Source organism: Rhodopirellula sp. UBA1907, from assembly GCF_002337565.1.
GTDB classification, from domain to species: Bacteria; Planctomycetota; Planctomycetia; order Pirellulales; family Pirellulaceae; genus Rhodopirellula; species Rhodopirellula europaea.
Window position 1 is genome coordinate 9,661 of record NZ_DDGH01000096.1, and the last position, 206, is coordinate 9,866.

General features: G+C 64.6%; 1 pseudogene. It reads left to right on the forward strand.

What is annotated here, in order from left to right:
* Positions 1-143, forward strand: a pseudogene (locus tag B2R17_RS28230) (succinate--CoA ligase subunit alpha); the annotation flags it as partial.
* Between the last annotated feature and the right edge of the window lie 63 nt (positions 144-206).

Here is a 206-nt window from a genome sequence, read left to right on the forward strand (position 1 = left end):
GCATGGGCCACGCCGGTGCGATCATCAGCGGCGGCAAAGGCACGGCCGAAGAAAAGGTCGCCGCGTTGGAAGACGCCGGCATCGTCGTCGCCCCTTCGCCAGCCGAAATGGGCGAAGCCGTCGTCAAAGCCATGTCGAAGTAGTTCCGACGAATGGCAGATCAATCTGCCGCACCGGAACCAACCTGTAGCACGGCGGTCCCCGCC